This window comes from Alcanivorax sp. NBRC 102024 (genome assembly GCF_001602235.1).
Lineage (GTDB): Bacteria > Pseudomonadota > Gammaproteobacteria > Pseudomonadales > Alcanivoracaceae > Alcanivorax.
The window spans coordinates 324,357-341,624 of record NZ_BDAS01000002.1 but is presented as its reverse complement, the minus strand read 5'-3'; the positions used below and the strand labels follow the sequence as shown (position 1 = coordinate 341,624).

Here is a 17,268-nt window from a genome sequence, read left to right as displayed (position 1 = left end):
TGATCAAAAAAATAGAACAGTGCTCCCCCTGCCCCCCGCAGATCGGTAGATAGCAATTGATTCACCACCGCCTGTGCATTACTGTTCCCGCCGGATGCACTGACCCGGACCCCCCAAATCGCCTGTCCAACTGCTATCATCGCACCGATGAATAGCTCAGCGCGTTTTGGTGACATACTCAGGCTAGGAGAGACCCATGGCAAAGCAGGCAGCCCCCGCGCTGGAAACCTCACTGGACAATCTGGAATCCCTGGTGGAACGGATGGAATCCGGTGACCTGACGCTGGAAGAGTCCCTGAAAGCCTTTGAAGAAGGGGTTCGCCTTTCCCGTGAGTGCCAGCAGGCTCTGCAGCAGGCCGAGCAAAAGGTGCGCATTCTGCTGGAACAGAACACTGACGCCGAACCGGCTCCCTTTGCCGGTGAAGACAATGGCCAGTAACTTCCCCGCCCTGGACCAGCTGGGAGAAACCAGCCGGGCCCGCCTGGAGCAGGCACTGGATACCTTCGTGCCTGCCATCAGCGCCGCCCCGCGGCTGAGCCAGGCCATGCGCTATGCAGCTCTCAGCGGCGGCAAGCGCATTCGCCCCCTACTGGTCTATGGCGCTGCCCAGCTGGCCGGCGCCGAACCCGGCAAAGCCGACGTGCCCGCCGCCGCTGTGGAGCTGATCCATGCCTATTCGCTGGTCCACGATGACCTGCCAGCCATGGACGACGATGACCTGCGCCGGGGCCAGCCCACGTGCCACAAGGCCTTTGACGAGGCCACCGCCATTCTGGCCGGCGATACCCTGCATACCCGCGCCTTCGAATTGCTCGCCAGCGGGGGGCATTATCGTGCCGAAACCCGCATCGCCATGATCCGCCACCTATGCCTGGCAGCAGGCGTGGACGGCATGGCCGCCGGCCAGATGCAGGACATGCTCGCCCAGGGCCAACAGCAGACGGTGGCAGCACTGGAAGAAATGCACTACCTCAAGACCGGCCGGCTGATCACTGCCAGCCTGCAACTGGGCTACTTTGCCGCCGAGGTGGAGGATGCCACATTACTTGGCGACCTGAACCGGTTTGGTGATGCCATCGGACTGGCCTTCCAGATCCAGGACGATATTCTCGATATCACGGCCGGCACCGAACAGCTGGGCAAACCCTCCGGGTCCGATCAAAAGCTGCAGAAAAGCACCTTCCCCTCCCTGCTTGGCCTGGCACAGAGCCAGCAACGGGCCCGGGAGCTTTGCCAGCAGGCGCAACAGACCCTGGCCGGCTATGGAGAAAGCGCCCAACCTTTGCAACAATTGGCACAATACATCATCTCCCGCGATCACTGACGCCTGACGCCCGGTGAAGGTATACTAGGCACTCATTTCGCCGTGCATTTCAGGCTGCATATCTCTATGCCCAAGACATTTACGCAAATTCCGTTGACTCGCCCGGCCACGCCGCTGCTGGACACCCTGACCAGCCCCGCCGAGCTACGACGGCTACCTGCCACCCGGCTGGAGCAGGTAGTCGACGAACTGCGTGAATACCTGCTTTACGCTGTGGGCCAGTGTGGCGGTCACTTCGGTGCCGGCCTGGGCGTGGTGGAACTGACCGTGGCGCTCCACTATCTGTACAACACCCCGGATGACCGGCTGGTATGGGATGTGGGCCACCAGTGCTATCCGCACAAAATCCTTACCGGGCGCCGCGAAGGCATCACCAGCATCCGTCAGCAGGACGGCCTGTCCGGTTTTCCCAAGCGCAGCGAATCCGAGTACGACACCTTTGGCGTGGGCCACTCCTCCACCTCCATCAGTGCCGCCCTGGGCATGGCACTGGGGGCAGAAATGGCAGGCAGTGACCGCCGTGCCGTGGCCATTATCGGTGACGGCGCCATGACCGCCGGCCAGGCTTTCGAGGCCATGAGCCATGCGGCCCATACCCGCTCCAACCTGCTGGTGATCCTCAACGACAACAACATGTCGATTTCCCACAATGTGGGCGGCCTGTCCAACTACTTCGCGCGCATCTGGGCCAGCAAGAGCTACATCGCCCTGCGCGAAGGGGGCAAAAAAGTGCTCTCCACCATGCCGGCGGCCTGGGATTTTATTCGCCGCACCGAAGAGAGCATGAAAAACATGGTCAGCCCGGACATGCTGTTCGAGGCCATCGGCTTCAATTACATCGGCCCCATCGACGGCCACAATGTGGACGAGCTGGTCCGTACCCTGGGTAACATGCGCGCCCTGGAGGGCCCCCAGTTACTCCATATCTACACCACCAAGGGCAAGGGCTTCGCCCCGGCGGAAGCGGACCCGGTGGGCTACCACGCCATCAACAAGATCGAACCCAAACCCAAGGTCCAGGTGGCCGTCCCCAGCCAGCCCAAAAAACCCAAGTACCAGGATATCTTTGGCCAGTGGCTGTGCGACATGGCCGCGCAGGACAAGCGGCTGGTGGGCATTACCCCGGCCATGTGCGAAGGCTCCGGCATGGTGGAATTCAGCCGGCGCTTCCCGGACCGCTTTCATGATGTGGCTATCTGCGAACAACACGCAGTGACCCTGGCCGGCGGCCTGGCCTGCGAAAACCAGAAACCGGTGGTGGCGATCTACTCCACCTTCCTGCAGCGCGGCTATGACCAACTGATCCACGACGTGGCCCTGCAGGACCTGGATGTGACCTTTGCTCTGGATCGGGCCGGACTGGTCGGTGAGGACGGCGCCACCCATGGCGGCGTGTTTGACCTGGCCTACCTGCGCACGGTCCCCAACATGATCATCGCCGCACCCTCCGACGAGAATGAGTGCCGGCAGTTACTGAGTAGCGCCTACCAGCACGAAGGCCCGGCGGCGGTGCGCTACCCCCGCGGTACCGGCCCCGGTGTCGCGATTGAAAAAGCGCTGGACACCCTGCCCATTGGCCAGGCACGTACCCTGCGCGACGGCCAGCAGGTAGCCATCCTGGCCTTTGGCGCCCTCACCCCCGCAGCACTGGACGCCGGGAAAGCCCTGAATGCCACCGTGCTGGACATGCGCTGGGTAAAACCGCTTGATCGTGACGCCATCCTCAAGGCCACCGCCAGTCATACCCTGCTGGTGACCGTGGAAGACCATCAGCGTATGGGCGGTGCCGGCTCGGCAGTCAATGAATTGCTCCACGAGGAGGGGCTGCTGGTCGATGTGCTCAATCTGGCGCTGCCCGATCACTTCATCCACCACGGCAAGCGGGATGCATTGCTGGCCCAGGCCGGCCTGGATGCCGAAGGGATCGAGACGCAAATCCGCGCGCGCCTGAGCGAACAGCAACGGCTGCGCGAAGCGCGCTGATTCCCGCAGCAAGCCGTCTTACCGTGTGTGGCCCGAGGAAAATCTTCCCGGAATTTTCTCTGATAGCGCGAACGAGGGGCGGTATGAAAGGCGGTGCCGGGATCCTGTACGGTACACCGAGAAGACACCCTGCTTCCGGGTCTTACAACCCTTTGTCATCCTTGACCAGCCGCACTTTGGGCGGCGGCTCATACAGTCGCCAGGTATCGCGGCCACTTTGTTTGGCTTGATAAAGAGCCCGGTCCGCCGCATCCAGCAACGCCCGGGGGGTCTGGTTGGGCGTCGGCACCAGCACGGCCACGCCAATACTGACCGTCACCTCATCGGTGCCGGGATTTTGGCTATGGGGCAGTGCCAGAGCCCGTACCGACCGGCACACCCTCGCGGCCAGCTGTTGTGCCTCGGTGTCGCCGATGCCCGGATACAGCATGACAAATTCTTCCCCGCCGAAACGCGCCACCACGTCACCGCCACGCCGGCCGTGACGGCGCAATTCATTGGACAGCTGCTGCAGACACCGGTCGCCCTGCAAATGCCCGTAGTGGTCGTTGTAGGCTTTGAAACAGTCCACATCCACCAGCATGAGAGTCAACGGCTGCTTGTCACGCTGGCAGCGTCGCCATTCACGATCCAGAGCCTCGTCAAAGGAGCGCCGATTGGCCAGCCCGGTCAGGCTGTCCTCCCGGCTCAGACGGTGCAGACGTTCCGCCAGGGCCTGGGTGCGCTGTTGTTGGCGCAGCAGTTGCCGCTGGTTGAAAAACAGCAGCCGATCCCGCACCTCGCTGGTATAGCACAGAAACATGCCCAACAGATTCACCCCGGTATAGGTACGATGGGTCATCTGCCAATCGACGCCCTGACCGAAGCGTTCCGACAACCACCAGCCCAATAGCCCGCCCCCCCAGCAAGCCGCCACCGCCACCGGGAAACGCAACCCCACCATGGCGTAGACAATCACCAGAGCATAGATCACCGACACATGGGCAAGCTGAACGGCAACGGGGCCGTCAATAAAGCCGGGAATGGCCATGGACACCGCCACGGCAAGAAAACTGCCCAGCCCCGCATACCAGGGAAAATAACGATTCAGCGCCGACACCTGGGCCAGACCACCCGCCACCAGCACAATGACGCCCACCCAGGTATACGTGGCCAGCCAGCGGCCACGCACGGCTTCCGGCGCCAGCGCGTAGATACCGGTGATCAACAGGACGTAAAGCAGAAGGATATAGAAGGCATTGACCCGGAAACCTTCCACGGCTTCCCGGCACTGATAGTCACGGTATTCGGTTTCCAGGCGCCGGGGAAAGCGTAACCAGCGCACCCCCGGCACCACCACCCGCCTGGAACGGGGATCGGTATCCGACATGGCAAATCCCTGCCTGCGGTTGGTCAGTTATTATTCGTTCAGGCTAAAAGTTAACACTGCGCGGCGCCATCCTTTTCGCGCCAGCGGTAGTGACAAAACGATATTAGGGGGGAATCCGGACAATGCAACAGCACGTGGATGCCGGGCGATCTGTGGCCTGCGATGGTCAGCCCTCGACTCAGGTAAACCACTGCGGCAAAAAGGCAATCAGTAATTGCACCACCACCGCCGCATACACCCCGGCCAACAGGTCATCCACCATGATCCCCAAGCCGCCGTCCACGCGACGGTCCAGCCAGCCAATGGGCCAGGGCTTGATGATGTCGAACACCCGGAAAGCGACAAACCCTGCCAGCGCCCCCCACCAGGTTACCGGTACCGCAATCATGGTGATCAGCAAGCCGGCAATTTCATCCCAGACAATGCCCGGGTGATCATGCACATGCATGTCGTGGGAGGTTTTGCCGCACAGGAATGGCCCCACCGCGATCACCAGCGCTGTCACCAGCAAATAACCCCACAGAGGCAATTGGGCACACAGCCACCAGATAGGCATGGCCGCCAGGGTGCCAAAGGTACCCGGCGCAATGGGCGCCAGCCCGGAACCAAAGCCGAAGGCAAGAAAGTGAACCGGGTTTGTCATCTTCGGGCGTTTCAGTTCCATCGACAATTCTCTTTCATTATGACGTAGCGTGCACTGAGCCGAAGGCGAACTGCACCATCAGACGTTGGGCCGGTGCAGTTCGCTTAGGCTCAGTGCACCCTACTCCAACTCTACGTTATCAAAAGTGCTGCCAGCCGCTGGCTTGCAACGTGGTTATTGTTCCATCCGGGGCTGCCAGTCGCAGGCCCTCCTGCTGCTCCACCGTCCCCAGACAATAGCAGCCCGGAGGCAGGCTTTCCTGTTCCGGCAAGGTAAAGAGCAGCAGATAATCATCACCACCCTGGAGCTGCAAGCGGCGCTGCTCCTGCTCGCTGCAACCGGCCAGCAACGCTGAATGCAACGGCAAGGCGTCTTCCTGCAAGCAGGCCCCCAGATCACCGGATGCGGCCAGGATGTGCCCCAGATCCGCCAGCACCCCGTCAGAAATATCAATGCACGCGGTGGCGCGGCCACGCAGGGCCAATCCCAGACTGAGCTGCGGAGAGGGGCGCCGGAAGTGATCAATGGCAGCACCGCTGCGCTTGCCCTGCTGCCATTGCTGCAGCCCCAGCAGCCCGGCGCCGGTCACCCCACCCACACAGATGCGATCGCCAACCTGCGCGCCATCACGGCGCAGGGCCTGCCCCGGTGGCACCGCGCCAGTGGCCTGAATGGAAACGGACAGCGGCCCCCGGGTCACATCCCCGCCCACCAGGGAAATACCGGCACGGTCCGCCAGCGCAAACAGGCCATCGGCAAACCCGGCCAGCCAGGCCTCATCCACATCGGGCAGGGTCAGCGAGAGCAGGAACCAGAGAGGATCCGCGCCCATGGCCGCCAGGTCCGACAGGTTCACTGCCAGGCAGCGGTAGCCCACATCCGCGGCATCCATGTCGGCGGGAAAATGGCGACCTTCCAGGCTGGTGTCCTGGGTCATCACCAATTGCTGGCCAGCGGGAGGAATCAGAATCGCGGCATCATCACCGGGGCCGAGCACCACGCCGGCATCCTGCCCGTGGTGGCCATGGCGATGAAAATAGCGCCGGATCAGGGAAAACTCATCCAGCGTGTGCGACGTGGGAGAAGCTGTCATGGGAGAAGCATAGCGCGCAGGCGGCCCTGCGCGCACCCGCTCAATCGCGGAAAGGACGTTCGGACGCTTCCTGGTAGCGCAGCTTGCGCGCCAGCTTGTCGAGTACGCCATTGACGTACTTGAAGGAATCGTCGGCACCGAACACCTTGGCCAGTTCGATACCTTCGTTGATCACCACGCGGTAGGGCACATCCAGCCGCTCTTTGAGCTCGAAGGCGCCCAACCGCAGGATCGCTTTCTCGATCTGGGAGAGCTCTTCCACCCGACGATCGAGAAAAGGCGTCAGCAGCTCGTCCAGCTCTTTCACCTGGGCCGGTACCCCGTGCAGCAGGTCATGGAAGTACTCACGATCTGCCTTGGCAAAATCCTGGTTGGCCAGGAACTGGGCTTCGATGTCGCTCACGGCGGCACCGGCCAGCTGCCACTGATACAGGGCCTGCATGGTGAATCGGCGCGCCTTGCGGCGGGCACTGGGTGTAGAAGGATTGTTCATGCTGCCTCAACGTCAGGAAGTGGTGCGGGACGCCTGCGCCCCGCGCCGCGTCCCGAATAATTACAGTGCCTTAAACAGGGAAACCATTTCCAGCGCGCTCATGGCCGCTTCAGCCCCCTTGTTTCCGGCCTTGGTACCGGAACGTTCGATGGCCTGTTCGATGGTATCCACGGTCAGCACACCGAAGACCACCGGCACACCAGTGGCATTCTGCACACCGGCAATGCCCTTGGCGGCTTCGCCGGCCACATATTCAAAGTGGGCGGTGCCGCCACGAATCACCGCACCCAGGGTAATTACCGCGTCGTAATCACGCTTTTCGATAATCTTCTTCACCGCCACCGGCAATTCCCAGGCACCGGGGACCCGGATGATCTCAATGTCATCCGCGCTGACGCCGTGACGCACCAGTGCATCCACCGCGCCTTCCAGCAGGGCTTCCACCACAAAACTGTTGAAACGGGCGACGACGATGCCGTAACGACCGCCCACATTGTTCAGAGTGCCTTCCAGGGTTTTGATGTTTTGCATGCTTGCCTTCCTGTCAGTGCCGGTGGCGCAAGGCGACCGACGCAGTATTTAACGTGCCGTCGAACGTCCGATCTCAGACGTTCGACTCGCTTAACTATCCGCTTCCACGTACTCGGTGATTTCCAGATCGAAGCCACTGAGCGCGTTGAACTTCATCGGCGAGCTGAGCAGGCGCATCTTGCGCACGCCCAGGGCCTTGAGGATCTGGGAGCCGGTGCCAATATTCCGGTAGGCACGGGATTCACCCTTGGGCTTGGCGGCGGTGCCGCCAAAGAAACTCTCCAGGCGCTCCACGGTATCCTGGGATTCATAATCCTGGCCGAGAATAATCACCACACCGGCATCGGCCTCGGAAACGGCTTCCAGCACCCGATGCATGTTCCAGCCGGTGCGACCATTCATCTTGGCGCTCATCAGATCCCGCAACGGGTCCACCTGGTGCACCCGAACCGTCACTTCCCTGTCTTCGCTGATCTCGCCTTTCACCAGTGCCACATGGGTGAGCCCGTCCACGGTGTCGCGGAAAGCCACCAGACGAAAGTCGCCATACCAGGTATCCAGGGCATTGTCGGATACCTGCTCAATGGTTTTCTCGTTCAGGGCGCGGTACTGAATCAGGTCCGCAATGGTGCCGATTTTCAGGTCATGTTCCTTGGCGAACACTTCCAGATCTTCCCGGCGAGCCATGGAGCCGTCTTCGTTCATCACCTCGCAGATCACCCCGGCAGGCTCGCAACCGGCCAGCATGGCCAGGTCACAGGACGCTTCGGTATGACCGGCGCGACGCAGCACGCCACCGGGCTCGGCCATCAACGGGAAGATGTGGCCAGGCTGCACAATGTCATAGGCGCGGGCATTGCGTGCCACGGCGGCCTGCACGGTGCGGGCGCGATCCGCGGCGGAAATACCGGTGGTCACCCCTTCACGGGCCTCGATGGACACGGTGAACTTGGTACCGAAACCACTGCCGTTGCTCTGCACCATCAACGGCAGCTCCAGCAGCTCGCAGCGCTCCCGGGACATGGGCATGCAGATCAGTCCACGGCCATACTTGGCCATGAAATTGATGGCCTCGGCGGTCACATGCTCGGCGGCCATGACCAGATCACCTTCGTTTTCCCGGTCTTCATCATCCATCAGGACGACCATCTTGCCCTGGCGAATGTCTTCGATCAGTTCTTCAATACTGTTGAGCTGCATAACTTCACTCGCTGTTGGAGTTGAAAGTTCAACGTTGAAAGTTGAAAAGCGCGGCTTGGCTCAGCTGTTCAGCACTGCCGTGCCCGCGCTCACCCCGAATCGCGGCTGAGACGGCGACAACCAACGTCCAGCCCTGATCCGCGTTTCTACTTTCAACTTTTCACTTTCAACTGCCCTTCAAAAACCCGTTTTCGGCCAGAAATGCCATGGAGATACCCTCCGCATTCGGCTCGGCGGCCTTGTCGCCCAGCAACAGGCGCTCCAGATAGCGGGCTATGATATCAACTTCCAGGTTCACTGGCGTCCCCACCTGCCATTGACCAATGGTGGTCACATCCTGGGTATGGGGAATAATGTTCAGAGAGAACACCGCACCCGCCACGCTGTTCACCGTCAGGCTGATGCCATCCACGGTAATGGAGCCCTTGTGGGCGATGTAGCGGGCCAGCTCCGCCGGGGCCTCGATATCAATGCGCACCGAGCGGGCATCCTGCTTCATCTGCACGATCTTGCCCAGGCCATCCACGTGGCCACTGACCAGGTGTCCGCCCAGCCGGGTGGTCGGTGTCAGCGCCTTTTCCAGGTTCACCTGGCTGCCCACAGCAATCTGCTTGAGAGAAGTCAGCGACAGGGTTTCACCGGACACATCTGCCTCGAAAGCACCGCCGGGCAGGGCCGTGGCGGTCAGGCAGACGCCGTTGACGGCAATGGAGTCACCCAGCTGCACATCGGAAAAGTCCAGTGCGTCGCTCTTGATCAGCAACGTCACGTCGCCCCCCTTGGGGGTCATGGCCGCGACCTGGCCCATGGCTTCAATAATGCCGGTAAACATGGAAAACCTCGTTATTTCTCACCGTAGGAGCGTCGCTGGCGGCGCGATCCCCGGCGTCGGTGATCGCGCCGCCAGCGACGCTCCTACGGCAGGGGTTGTCAGGCCGGAGTCAGCGTCAGGCGAAGATCACCACCCACCATCCGCACATCCTGCCATTTCAGGGCCACCTTCTCGCTCATGCTGGCCAGCTGCGGCAACCCCAGCAGCGGGCGCGCCGATGAGCCCAGCAGGGCCGGCGCCATAAAGACGATCAGCTCGTCGAACAGCCCCTCGCGAACGAAGGCCCCGGCCAGCGTGGCGCCACATTCTACCAGTACTTCGTTGCATTCGCGCCGGTTCAGTTCGATCAGCAACTGTTTCAGGTCAATCCCGGACCCGGAGGCCGGCAGAAGCATCACCTCCGCCCCGGCAGATTCCAGGGCATTCTGCCGCCCCGGATGCTGCTCGCCGGCCACCAGCAGGCAATGGCCCGGGGCGCTGACCACCGGCACATCCGGGGGCGTCTGCAGGGTGCGATCCAGAATCACCCGCAGGGGCTGGCGCACCCACTGGCCACCGGCCTGGCGATGATAATCGGCACGCGTCCACTGGGCCGGGCGTACGGTATAAGAGGGACGATCAGCCAGCACCGTTCCCACCCCGGTAATCACCGCTGAACTGCGGGCGCGCAACCGCTGCACATCCTCTCGGGCCGCCGGGCCGGTAATCCACTGGGATTCGCCGCTGGCCATGGCCGTGCGGCCATCCACACTGGCGGCAATCTTGATACGGATAAAGGGTCGCTGGCGTGTCATGCGCGAAATAAAGCCCGGATTCAACGCCCGTGCGTCGCTCTCCAGCAACCCCGTTGCGGTGTCGATTCCCGCCGTGGCCAGCCTCGCCATGCCATTGCCCGCCACCTGGGGGTTGGGGTCTTCCATGGCGGCGATCACCCTGGCGACCCCGGCGTCCACCAGGGCATCCGCGCAAGGCCCGGTGCGCCCCGTATGAGAACAGGGCTCCAGGGTCACATAGGCGGTGGCCCCGCGGGCCCGATCTCCCGCTGCGGCCAGGGCATGACGCTCCGCATGGGGCTCGCCGGCACGGGCATGAAAGCCTTCACCGACGATCTCTCCGTCGCGCACCAGCACACATCCCACCCGGGGGTTGGGGTCAGTGGTGTACAACCCCTGCTCTGCCAACTGCAGGGCACGGGCCATATATTGATGATCCAGACGTGTAAACATGGCGAGCATTCTACTGGATGCCGGACTCCGGTGCCGCAACAAAGCGATCTGACTCTCCCACAAACTACCCCGCGCGATGCCTGCACAGGCGAGCCGAAGCGGCGATAGCGTCAGCGAGAGGACGGAAACCCCGGGATATCCGCTGTTTGCATCATGGCGGCGAGGCAGTCGAATACTTCATTGGCAACAGAACCAAAAAGCCACCGCTCACCTCTTTGTGAACGATGGCTTCAGAGGCCCCGGAGCCGGAATAGCTAATCGTCTTTCTTGTCGCTTTTTCCGCGCAGGCGATCCACCTCTGCAGAAAACTCGGAAATATCCTGAAAGCTGCGATACACGGACGCGAAGCGCACATAGGCCACATCGTCCAGTTGCTGCAACTCTTCCATCACGAACTCGCCCAGCTCCCGGGCCGGCAGCTCACGCTCCCCGGTGGCCCGCAAGCGGTGGCAAACACGACTGATCGCCGCCTCCAGATCCTCCATGCTCACCGGACGCTTCTCCAGCGCCCGCAACATCCCGGCCCGCAACTTGGCTTCGTCGAAAGGCTGACGGGTCCCATCAGACTTCACCAACCGCGGCATTACCAGCTCTGCCGTTTCAAAGGTGGTAAACCGCTCGTTGCAGCTGAGACACTCCCGCCGCCGACGCACCTGCCCGCCATCCGCGACCAGACGCGAATCGATCACTTTGGTGTCCTGGGCGGCACAGAATGGACAGAACATCGGGAACCTCGAAATAGTTAACAGTGAACAGTTAATAGTTAACAGCGAAGACCCGTTAACTACGAGCTTTTGTGGTTTTAATAATGGCGATCAGAACGCGCAAAAGTTCACGGCAATCCGATTGCAGCGATACCCCCGCTTCTTCACTGAAATAGCCTGAATCCAGCAGCAGGTCTATCCAGTAGTCGGTTTCATTCGCCTCTTTCAAAGCAATGTGCATTTTATGAATAAAGTCCGCTTTACTTTCTGCATATTCCGCTTCACGGATCAAAGCACCAATAGCCGTGCCGCAACGTAAAAGCTGCTTACTCAGCACATATTCTCGTCTCTGGCTCTGCAGAAACTCGCAACACTTCACGATCCTAAACGCAAAAGCGCGGGATTTCTCCCGCGCCACATGCCGGTCAGCCATCCATGCCCCCGGTTTTCGCTGTTAACTATTCACTGTTAACTGTTCACTGCCTTTATCTTTCGTACACCGGCAACCGCGCACAAATCTCTTTCACTTTTCCTTTCACCTGCTCGATCACAGACTCATCGCCCATGTTGTCGAGGATGTCGCAGATCCAGCCAGCCAGTTCTTTGGCGTCGGCTTCGCTGAAGCCGCGGCGGGTGATGGACGGGGAGCCGATGCGCAGGCCGGAGGTGACGAACGGGGAACGCGGGTCGTTGGGCACGGCGTTCTTGTTCACGGTGATGTTGGCGCGGCCCAGGGCGGCGTCCGCATCCTTGCCGGTGATGTCCTGCTTGATCAGGCTGAGCAGGAACAGGTGGTTTTCGGTGCCATTGGAAACCACGTCGAAACCACGCTCGATGAAGACGCTGGCCATGGCCTGGGCGTTCTTCACTACCTGCTGCTGGTAGCCCTTGAAGTCCGCCTGCATGGCTTCCTTGAAGCAGATCGCCTTGGCGGCGATCACGTGCTCCAGCGGGCCACCCTGGCCACCGGGGAATACCGCAGAGTTGATCTTCTTCTGAATGTCTTCGTTGGCCTTGCCCATGATCAGGCCGCCACGGGGACCGCCCAGGGTCTTGTGGGTGGTGGTGGTGGTGATATCCGCAATGCCCACCGGGCTCGGGTACACGCCCGCCGCTACCAGACCGGCCACGTGGGCCATGTCCACCAGCAGGATGGCGCCCACTTCGTCGGCGATATCCCGGAAACGCTGCCAGTCCACGACCTGGGAGTAGGCAGAAAAGCCGGCCACGATCATCTTCGGCTTGTGCTCACGGGCCAGGGCTTCCACCTGCTCGTAGTCGATCAGGCCGGTGTCATTGTCCAGGCCGTACTGCACCGCCTTGTAGGTCTTGCCGGAGAAGTTCGGCTTGGCGCCGTGGGTCAGATGACCGCCCGCGTCCAGGCTCATACCCAGCACGGTGTCGCCCGGCTGCAGCATGGCCATGTAGACGGCGCCATTGGCCTGGGAACCGGAATGCGGCTGCACGTTGGCCCAATCGGCACCAAACAGCTCGCAGGCCCGGTCGATGGCCAATTGCTCGACCACGTCCACATTCTCACAACCGCCGTAGTAGCGCTTGCCCGGATAGCCTTCCGCGTATTTGTTGGTCAGCACGGACCCCTGGGCTTCCATGACCCGTGGAGACGCGTAGTTTTCAGAGGCAATCAGCTCGATATGCTCTTCCTGGCGGATTTCCTCGGCCTTGATGGCCGCCTGGATTTCCGGGTCAAACTCGGCGATGGACATGGATTTCGGGAACATGGGCTACCCTACGGAGTCATTGATGGATTCAGGGGCGCGTATTCTAACCAAAACCGGCCGCAAAGACACATGAAGTCGACTCATGAGAACCTGCCAGTCATCTCATGCCCCGGGCGGGGGCATCGGCTCCCCGGGAGAACCCGCGGTCTTTCACTCAGAGGCGCTTTCCGTTAGCTTAGGCGCCATTCCGCCGGGGTCCCGGGATGACTGTCCCCCTTGCCCCGCACACTCAATGACACTGCGGTCGGAGTTTATGAGCCAGTACATCTTCACCATGGACAAGGTGGGCAAGGTCGTCCCGCCGAAAAAGCACATCCTGAAAGACATCTCCCTGTCGTTCTTCCCCGGCGCCAAGATCGGCGTGCTGGGCCTCAACGGGTCGGGTAAATCCACCCTGCTGCGCATCATGGCCGGGGTGGACAAGGATTATCTGGGTGAAGCACGGCCGCAGCCGGGCATCAATATCGGCTACCTGCCCCAGGAGCCGGAACTGGACCCCAGCAAGAATGTCCGCGAGATTGTCGAAGAAGCCCTCACCGAAATTCTCAGCGCCCAGCAGCGCCTGGACGAGGTGTACGCCGCCTACGCGGAAGAGGATGCGGATTTCGACAAGCTGGCCGCCGAGCAGGCCAAGCTGGAAGCCATCATCGAAACCAGCGATGCCCATAACCTGGAGCGCAAGCTGGAAATCGCCGCCGACGCCCTGCGCCTGCCACCCTGGGATGCCAGCGTCGAGCATCTGTCCGGGGGTGAACGCCGCCGGGTGGCCCTGTGCCGCCTGATCATGAGCGCCCCGGACATGCTGCTGCTGGATGAGCCCACCAACCACCTGGACGCGGAGTCCGTGGCCTGGCTGGAGCGTTTCCTGCACGAGTTCCCCGGCACCGTGGTGGCGGTCACCCACGACCGCTACTTCCTGGACAACTCCTGCGAATGGATCCTGGAACTGGACCGCGGCGAGGGCATTCCCTGGAAAGGCAACTACTCTTCCTGGTTGGAACAGAAGGAGAAGCGTCTGGAACAGGAAGCCAAATCCGAGTCCGCCCACCGCAAGACCGTGGAGAAGGAACTGGAGTGGGTACGCCAGAACCCCAAAGGCCGCCGCAGCAAGAACAAGGCCCGGGTGGCCGCCTTCGAGGAACTGGCCAGCCAGGAATTCCAGAAGCGCAACGAGACCCAGGAGCTCTATATTCCGCCGGGTGAGCGCCTGGGCGAACAGGTCTTCGAACTGCATGACGTGGCCAAGGAGTTCGACCACAAGTTGCTCTACGAAGATCTGAGCTTCCAGATTCCCCGGGGCGCCATCGTCGGCATCATTGGCCCCAACGGTGCCGGTAAGACCACACTGTTCCGCATGCTGGCCGGCCAGGAAACCCCGGACAAGGGCGAAATCGTCATCGGCGACACCGTACAAATGGCCTACGTGGATCAGAGCCGGGAAGACCTGGACAGCAAGAAGACGGTCTGGGAAGAAGTGTCCGACGGCAACGACATTCTCAAGATCGGCAACTACGAAGTTCCCAGCCGCGCCTACCTGGGCCGCTTCAACTTCAAGGGAGGCGATCAGCAGAAACGGGTGGGAGACCTGTCCGGCGGGGAACGAAATCGACTGCACCTTGCCAAACTCCTCAAGCAGGGCGCCAATGTGTTGCTGCTCGATGAGCCGACCAACGACCTGGATGTGGAAACCCTGCGGGCCCTGGAAGAAGCCCTGCTGGCCTTCCCGGGCTGTGCCATCGTGATTTCCCACGATCGCTGGTTCCTGGATCGTGTAGCCACCCACATCCTCTCCTTCGAGGGGGATGCGCGGGTGGAATGGTTTGAGGGTTCCTATACCGAGTACGAGGAATTCAAGCGCAAACAATTGGGCGATGACGCGCTGCAGCCCAAGCGCATGAAGTACAAGCGTATCGAGGTATAAAACCGTAGAAGGGTCACCCCGGCAGCAGGAACGCCGCCGGGGTACGGGGATCGACAAGGACAAGACACCATGAACGAACGGCGCCGGGCCAACCGCGTTGCCTTTGATGGCGAAGCCACACTGATCTTTCAGCATGACACCCTGTCCGTGGAACTGGTGGACTTGTCCGTGATGGGCGCCCAGGTGCACAGCAGCCAGCCACTGGCTCTGCCCGACGCCTCCCCGGTTACCCTGGCCATTACTCTGGAAGACTCGGATATTCATCTGACCCTGCCTGGCACCGTAAAACGCCAGCAGGGCCGGGAAATCGGCATCATGTTCAGCCGCCCCTCCGTGGATGACATGCAGCACCTGCGCCGTCTGGTCGTGCTGCACCAGGGAGACGATGGGGAAGACGAACCCGGCAACATGCTGCCACGCTAACCAAACGGAACTGCCAATGGCCGATGCCCAGCTGGAAGATCCCCGATTTATTGAAAAACTCCGTCAGGGGGATCGGGCCGCCTTCGGACAACTGGTCAGAGGCCATCACAACATGCTGCTGGCTACCGCCCGCACACTACTGAACCCGGCAGATGCCGAGGAAGCGGTGCAGGATGCATGGATAGCCGCGCACAGATCCATCGCAAAATTCGAGGGGCGCAGCCTGCTTCGCACCTGGCTGACACGCATCGTCATCAACCAGGCCAAAATGATGCTCAGAAAGCGTGGCCGGGAAATCCAGTTTGATCCCACCAATGACCCTGATGCGCTGGCACACCGCTTCCACGATGACGGCCACTGGCAACACCCACCGCAACACTGGGAACTGTCCGGCCCGGACAATCTTCTTACCCGTGAAGAGCTGCGCCGCTGCATGGAGAAACATCTTCACTTCATGCCAGACACCCAGCGTCTGGTGCTGGAGCTGCGCGACCTGCAGGGCCTGCCCGCGGAAGATGTCTGTAACATGCTGGAAATCAGTGCATCCAATGTGCGGGTATTACTCCACCGGGCAAGGGCACGTCTGTTCGAAATGGTGGATCATTTTCAGGAAACCGGGGAATGCTAGGAGTCACCAATGCTTAAGTGCAAGCATGTTACCGAAAAGGCCGACGCCCTGGTCGACGGCAGCACGCTCAGCTGGCGGGAGCGCCTTGCCCTGCGTCTGCACCTGCTGATGTGCGGTCATTGCCGCCGCTACGTCCGGCAGATGGGCGCCCTGCTGGGCTTTCTCCCGCGCCAGGAAGCCCCGCTGGAGGATGCCCACACCAAGGCCATCCTGAAAAAGCTGGACTCGTTGCAGGACTCGTAATCCTGCCCTGCCTCTCCACGCCCTGCCCCGCGGTCTGTTCGCATATTCGTGCTGCCGATCACTCCTCAGCCGTAACATCCTTCCGCCAACCGCATCCATAACACATAACCGGTGCGCGCCTCGCAGAGCCCCCCTTCCCAGCGTTAACGCCGGCTGTGATCCGGAGCGCGACAGCCCACGACAACGACCACAACGAGGCAGACGCATGCAGAGAATTGGTACATGGGCGATGAGAATTCATTCCTGGCTGAATCAGACCCGCAGGCTGGATTTCCTTGCCCCCCTGTTGCTACGTCTTTTCCTGGCTAGCGTGTTTATTTCGGCGGGCTGGAACAAGGCAGCCAGCTTCGACTCCACCGTGGCATGGTTTGGCAACCCGGACTGGGGGCTGGGATTACCCTTGCCCACCCTGATGGCATTTCTGGCCACCGCCACAGAACTGGTCGGCGGCATTCTGCTGCTGCTGGGTCTTGCCACCCGTTATCTGGCCATCCCCCTGATGATTACCATGCTGGTGGCAATGTTTGCCGTGCATGGAGAAAATGGCTGGTTTGCCATTGCTCCTTCCAATCCGGAGACCAGCATGGCCCAGCCCCTTGCGGCCATCGGCATTCCTGCGGCAACGCGCAGCCTGGAAAACAGCGAAGAGGTGGGCAAACGTCTGCGTGCGGCGAAAGGACTGCTCCGTGAGCACGGCCAGTACCGCTGGCTGACGGAGAAAGGGCATTTTGTCATTCTTAACAACGGTATCGAATTCGCCGCCACTTACTTCATCATGCTACTGGTGCTGTTCTTTCACGGAGCGGGACGCTATCTGAGTCTGGATTACTGGCTTGCCAGACATGTCGCCCCGCAAGGGGAAGGCGGCGGGAAATAAACTCCTTGAGAGCCCAATCCTGCTGCTGACAACGG

Annotated in this window: 19 protein-coding genes; 8 read left to right on the top strand and 11 right to left on the bottom strand. The window is 61.2% G+C overall.

The genetic code is table 11. The annotated features are described in order from the left end of the window. Window positions 1-196: 196 nt before the first annotated feature. From A0251_RS05300 to dxs, 3 genes are all read left to right on the top strand, one after another. The gene (locus A0251_RS05300; RefSeq protein WP_035244971.1) at window positions 197-439 is read left to right on the top strand and encodes an exodeoxyribonuclease VII small subunit; all 243 of its coding nucleotides are present in this window, start codon (window positions 197-199) and stop codon (window positions 437-439) included. Next, entirely contained in the window at window positions 429-1,325 is an 897-nt protein-coding gene (locus A0251_RS05295; protein WP_062815790.1) for a polyprenyl synthetase family protein, read from the top strand. Before A0251_RS05300 ends, A0251_RS05295 begins: the two co-directional genes overlap by 11 nt. A gap of 66 nt (window positions 1,326-1,391) precedes the next feature. Continuing rightward, a complete protein-coding gene (gene dxs, locus A0251_RS05290) occupies window positions 1,392-3,308 on the top strand; it encodes a 1-deoxy-D-xylulose-5-phosphate synthase (protein ID WP_062815789.1) in 1,917 nt (638 codons plus the stop codon). A gap of 142 nt (window positions 3,309-3,450) precedes the next feature. On the opposite strand, the gene A0251_RS05285 is transcribed toward dxs, so the two are convergent. From A0251_RS05285 to glyA, 11 genes are all read right to left on the bottom strand, one after another. Next, complete coding sequence (locus A0251_RS05285; RefSeq protein WP_062815788.1) at window positions 3,451-4,677, bottom strand: diguanylate cyclase; 1,227 nt, start codon at window positions 4,675-4,677, stop codon at window positions 3,451-3,453. Between the two features lie 178 nt (window positions 4,678-4,855). Next, the gene (locus tag A0251_RS05280; protein ID WP_062815787.1) at window positions 4,856-5,341 is read right to left on the bottom strand and encodes a phosphatidylglycerophosphatase A; all 486 of its coding nucleotides are present in this window, start codon (window positions 5,339-5,341) and stop codon (window positions 4,856-4,858) included. Between the two features lie 118 nt (window positions 5,342-5,459). Continuing rightward, on the bottom strand, window positions 5,460-6,413 hold the full coding sequence (gene thiL / locus A0251_RS05275) for a thiamine-phosphate kinase (RefSeq protein WP_082810766.1): 954 nt from the start codon (window positions 6,411-6,413) through the stop codon (window positions 5,460-5,462). A 40-nt stretch (window positions 6,414-6,453) separates the two neighbouring features. Next, entirely contained in the window at window positions 6,454-6,906 is a 453-nt protein-coding gene (nusB, locus tag A0251_RS05270) for a transcription antitermination factor NusB (RefSeq protein WP_062815786.1), read from the bottom strand. A gap of 60 nt (window positions 6,907-6,966) precedes the next feature. After that, window positions 6,967-7,437: a 6,7-dimethyl-8-ribityllumazine synthase gene (gene ribE, locus A0251_RS05265; protein WP_062815785.1), complete on the bottom strand. Its 471-nt coding sequence runs from the start codon at window positions 7,435-7,437 to the stop codon at window positions 6,967-6,969. Window positions 7,438-7,527: 90 nt separating this feature from the next. Further along, window positions 7,528-8,637 (bottom strand): bifunctional 3,4-dihydroxy-2-butanone-4-phosphate synthase/GTP cyclohydrolase II, encoded by a 1,110-nt coding sequence (ribBA, locus tag A0251_RS05260; protein ID WP_062815784.1) that lies wholly within the window; start codon window positions 8,635-8,637, stop codon window positions 7,528-7,530. A 166-nt stretch (window positions 8,638-8,803) separates the two neighbouring features. Next, entirely contained in the window at window positions 8,804-9,469 is a 666-nt protein-coding gene (locus A0251_RS05255; RefSeq protein WP_062815783.1) for a riboflavin synthase, read from the bottom strand. A 98-nt stretch (window positions 9,470-9,567) separates the two neighbouring features. Continuing rightward, window positions 9,568-10,695 (bottom strand): bifunctional diaminohydroxyphosphoribosylaminopyrimidine deaminase/5-amino-6-(5-phosphoribosylamino)uracil reductase RibD, encoded by a 1,128-nt coding sequence (ribD, locus tag A0251_RS05250; protein WP_062816007.1) that lies wholly within the window; start codon window positions 10,693-10,695, stop codon window positions 9,568-9,570. Between the two features lie 254 nt (window positions 10,696-10,949). Beyond that, window positions 10,950-11,420, bottom strand: a complete 471-nt coding sequence (nrdR, locus tag A0251_RS05245; protein ID WP_062815782.1) for a transcriptional regulator NrdR — start codon at window positions 11,418-11,420, stop codon at window positions 10,950-10,952. A gap of 55 nt (window positions 11,421-11,475) precedes the next feature. Next, window positions 11,476-11,832 carry a four helix bundle protein gene (locus tag A0251_RS05240; RefSeq protein WP_062815781.1) on the bottom strand — a complete coding sequence of 119 codons (357 nt, stop codon included), beginning with the start codon at window positions 11,830-11,832 and terminating at the stop codon, window positions 11,476-11,478. A gap of 52 nt (window positions 11,833-11,884) precedes the next feature. After that, window positions 11,885-13,141, bottom strand: a complete 1,257-nt coding sequence (gene glyA, locus A0251_RS05235; RefSeq protein WP_062815780.1) for a serine hydroxymethyltransferase — start codon at window positions 13,139-13,141, stop codon at window positions 11,885-11,887. Window positions 13,142-13,394: 253 nt separating this feature from the next. On the opposite strand from glyA, the gene ettA reads away from it, so the two are divergent. From ettA to A0251_RS05210, 5 genes are all read left to right on the top strand, one after another. Next, window positions 13,395-15,062 carry an energy-dependent translational throttle protein EttA gene (gene ettA / locus A0251_RS05230; RefSeq protein ID WP_062815779.1) on the top strand — a complete coding sequence of 556 codons (1,668 nt, stop codon included), beginning with the start codon at window positions 13,395-13,397 and terminating at the stop codon, window positions 15,060-15,062. A 69-nt stretch (window positions 15,063-15,131) separates the two neighbouring features. Next, on the top strand, window positions 15,132-15,485 hold the full coding sequence (locus A0251_RS05225) for a PilZ domain-containing protein (protein WP_062815778.1): 354 nt from the start codon (window positions 15,132-15,134) through the stop codon (window positions 15,483-15,485). A 16-nt stretch (window positions 15,486-15,501) separates the two neighbouring features. Continuing rightward, window positions 15,502-16,113 carry an RNA polymerase sigma factor gene (locus A0251_RS05220; RefSeq protein WP_062815777.1) on the top strand — a complete coding sequence of 204 codons (612 nt, stop codon included), beginning with the start codon at window positions 15,502-15,504 and terminating at the stop codon, window positions 16,111-16,113. A 9-nt stretch (window positions 16,114-16,122) separates the two neighbouring features. Further along, a complete protein-coding gene (locus tag A0251_RS05215) occupies window positions 16,123-16,356 on the top strand; it encodes a zf-HC2 domain-containing protein (protein ID WP_062815776.1) in 234 nt (77 codons plus the stop codon). A gap of 229 nt (window positions 16,357-16,585) precedes the next feature. After that, window positions 16,586-17,233: a DoxX family protein gene (locus tag A0251_RS05210; RefSeq protein ID WP_231866104.1), complete on the top strand. Its 648-nt coding sequence runs from the start codon at window positions 16,586-16,588 to the stop codon at window positions 17,231-17,233. Window positions 17,234-17,268: the final 35 nt, after the last annotated feature.

Coding starts and splice junctions, on each gene's coding strand:
- A0251_RS05240 (WP_062815781.1), bottom strand. CDS start 11,832: ATGGCTGACCGGCATGTGGCGCGGGAGAAATCCCGCGCTTTTGCGTTT.
- A0251_RS05295 (WP_062815790.1), top strand. CDS start 429: ATGGCCAGTAACTTCCCCGCCCTGGACCAGCTGGGAGAAACCAGCCGG.
- A0251_RS05300 (WP_035244971.1), top strand. CDS start 197: ATGGCAAAGCAGGCAGCCCCCGCGCTGGAAACCTCACTGGACAATCTG.
- ettA (WP_062815779.1), top strand. CDS start 13,395: ATGAGCCAGTACATCTTCACCATGGACAAGGTGGGCAAGGTCGTCCCG.
- A0251_RS05280 (WP_062815787.1), bottom strand. CDS start 5,341: ATGGAACTGAAACGCCCGAAGATGACAAACCCGGTTCACTTTCTTGCC.
- A0251_RS05225 (WP_062815778.1), top strand. CDS start 15,132: ATGAACGAACGGCGCCGGGCCAACCGCGTTGCCTTTGATGGCGAAGCC.
- thiL (WP_082810766.1), bottom strand. CDS start 6,413: ATGACAGCTTCTCCCACGTCGCACACGCTGGATGAGTTTTCCCTGATC.
- nrdR (WP_062815782.1), bottom strand. CDS start 11,420: ATGTTCTGTCCATTCTGTGCCGCCCAGGACACCAAAGTGATCGATTCG.
- ribE (WP_062815785.1), bottom strand. CDS start 7,437: ATGCAAAACATCAAAACCCTGGAAGGCACTCTGAACAATGTGGGCGGT.
- A0251_RS05285 (WP_062815788.1), bottom strand. CDS start 4,677: ATGTCGGATACCGATCCCCGTTCCAGGCGGGTGGTGGTGCCGGGGGTG.
- nusB (WP_062815786.1), bottom strand. CDS start 6,906: ATGAACAATCCTTCTACACCCAGTGCCCGCCGCAAGGCGCGCCGATTC.
- A0251_RS05255 (WP_062815783.1), bottom strand. CDS start 9,469: ATGTTTACCGGCATTATTGAAGCCATGGGCCAGGTCGCGGCCATGACC.
- ribBA (WP_062815784.1), bottom strand. CDS start 8,637: ATGCAGCTCAACAGTATTGAAGAACTGATCGAAGACATTCGCCAGGGC.
- A0251_RS05210 (WP_231866104.1), top strand. CDS start 16,586: ATGAGAATTCATTCCTGGCTGAATCAGACCCGCAGGCTGGATTTCCTT.
- A0251_RS05220 (WP_062815777.1), top strand. CDS start 15,502: ATGGCCGATGCCCAGCTGGAAGATCCCCGATTTATTGAAAAACTCCGT.
- A0251_RS05215 (WP_062815776.1), top strand. CDS start 16,123: ATGCTTAAGTGCAAGCATGTTACCGAAAAGGCCGACGCCCTGGTCGAC.
- dxs (WP_062815789.1), top strand. CDS start 1,392: ATGCCCAAGACATTTACGCAAATTCCGTTGACTCGCCCGGCCACGCCG.
- glyA (WP_062815780.1), bottom strand. CDS start 13,141: ATGTTCCCGAAATCCATGTCCATCGCCGAGTTTGACCCGGAAATCCAG.
- ribD (WP_062816007.1), bottom strand. CDS start 10,695: ATGTTTACACGTCTGGATCATCAATATATGGCCCGTGCCCTGCAGTTG.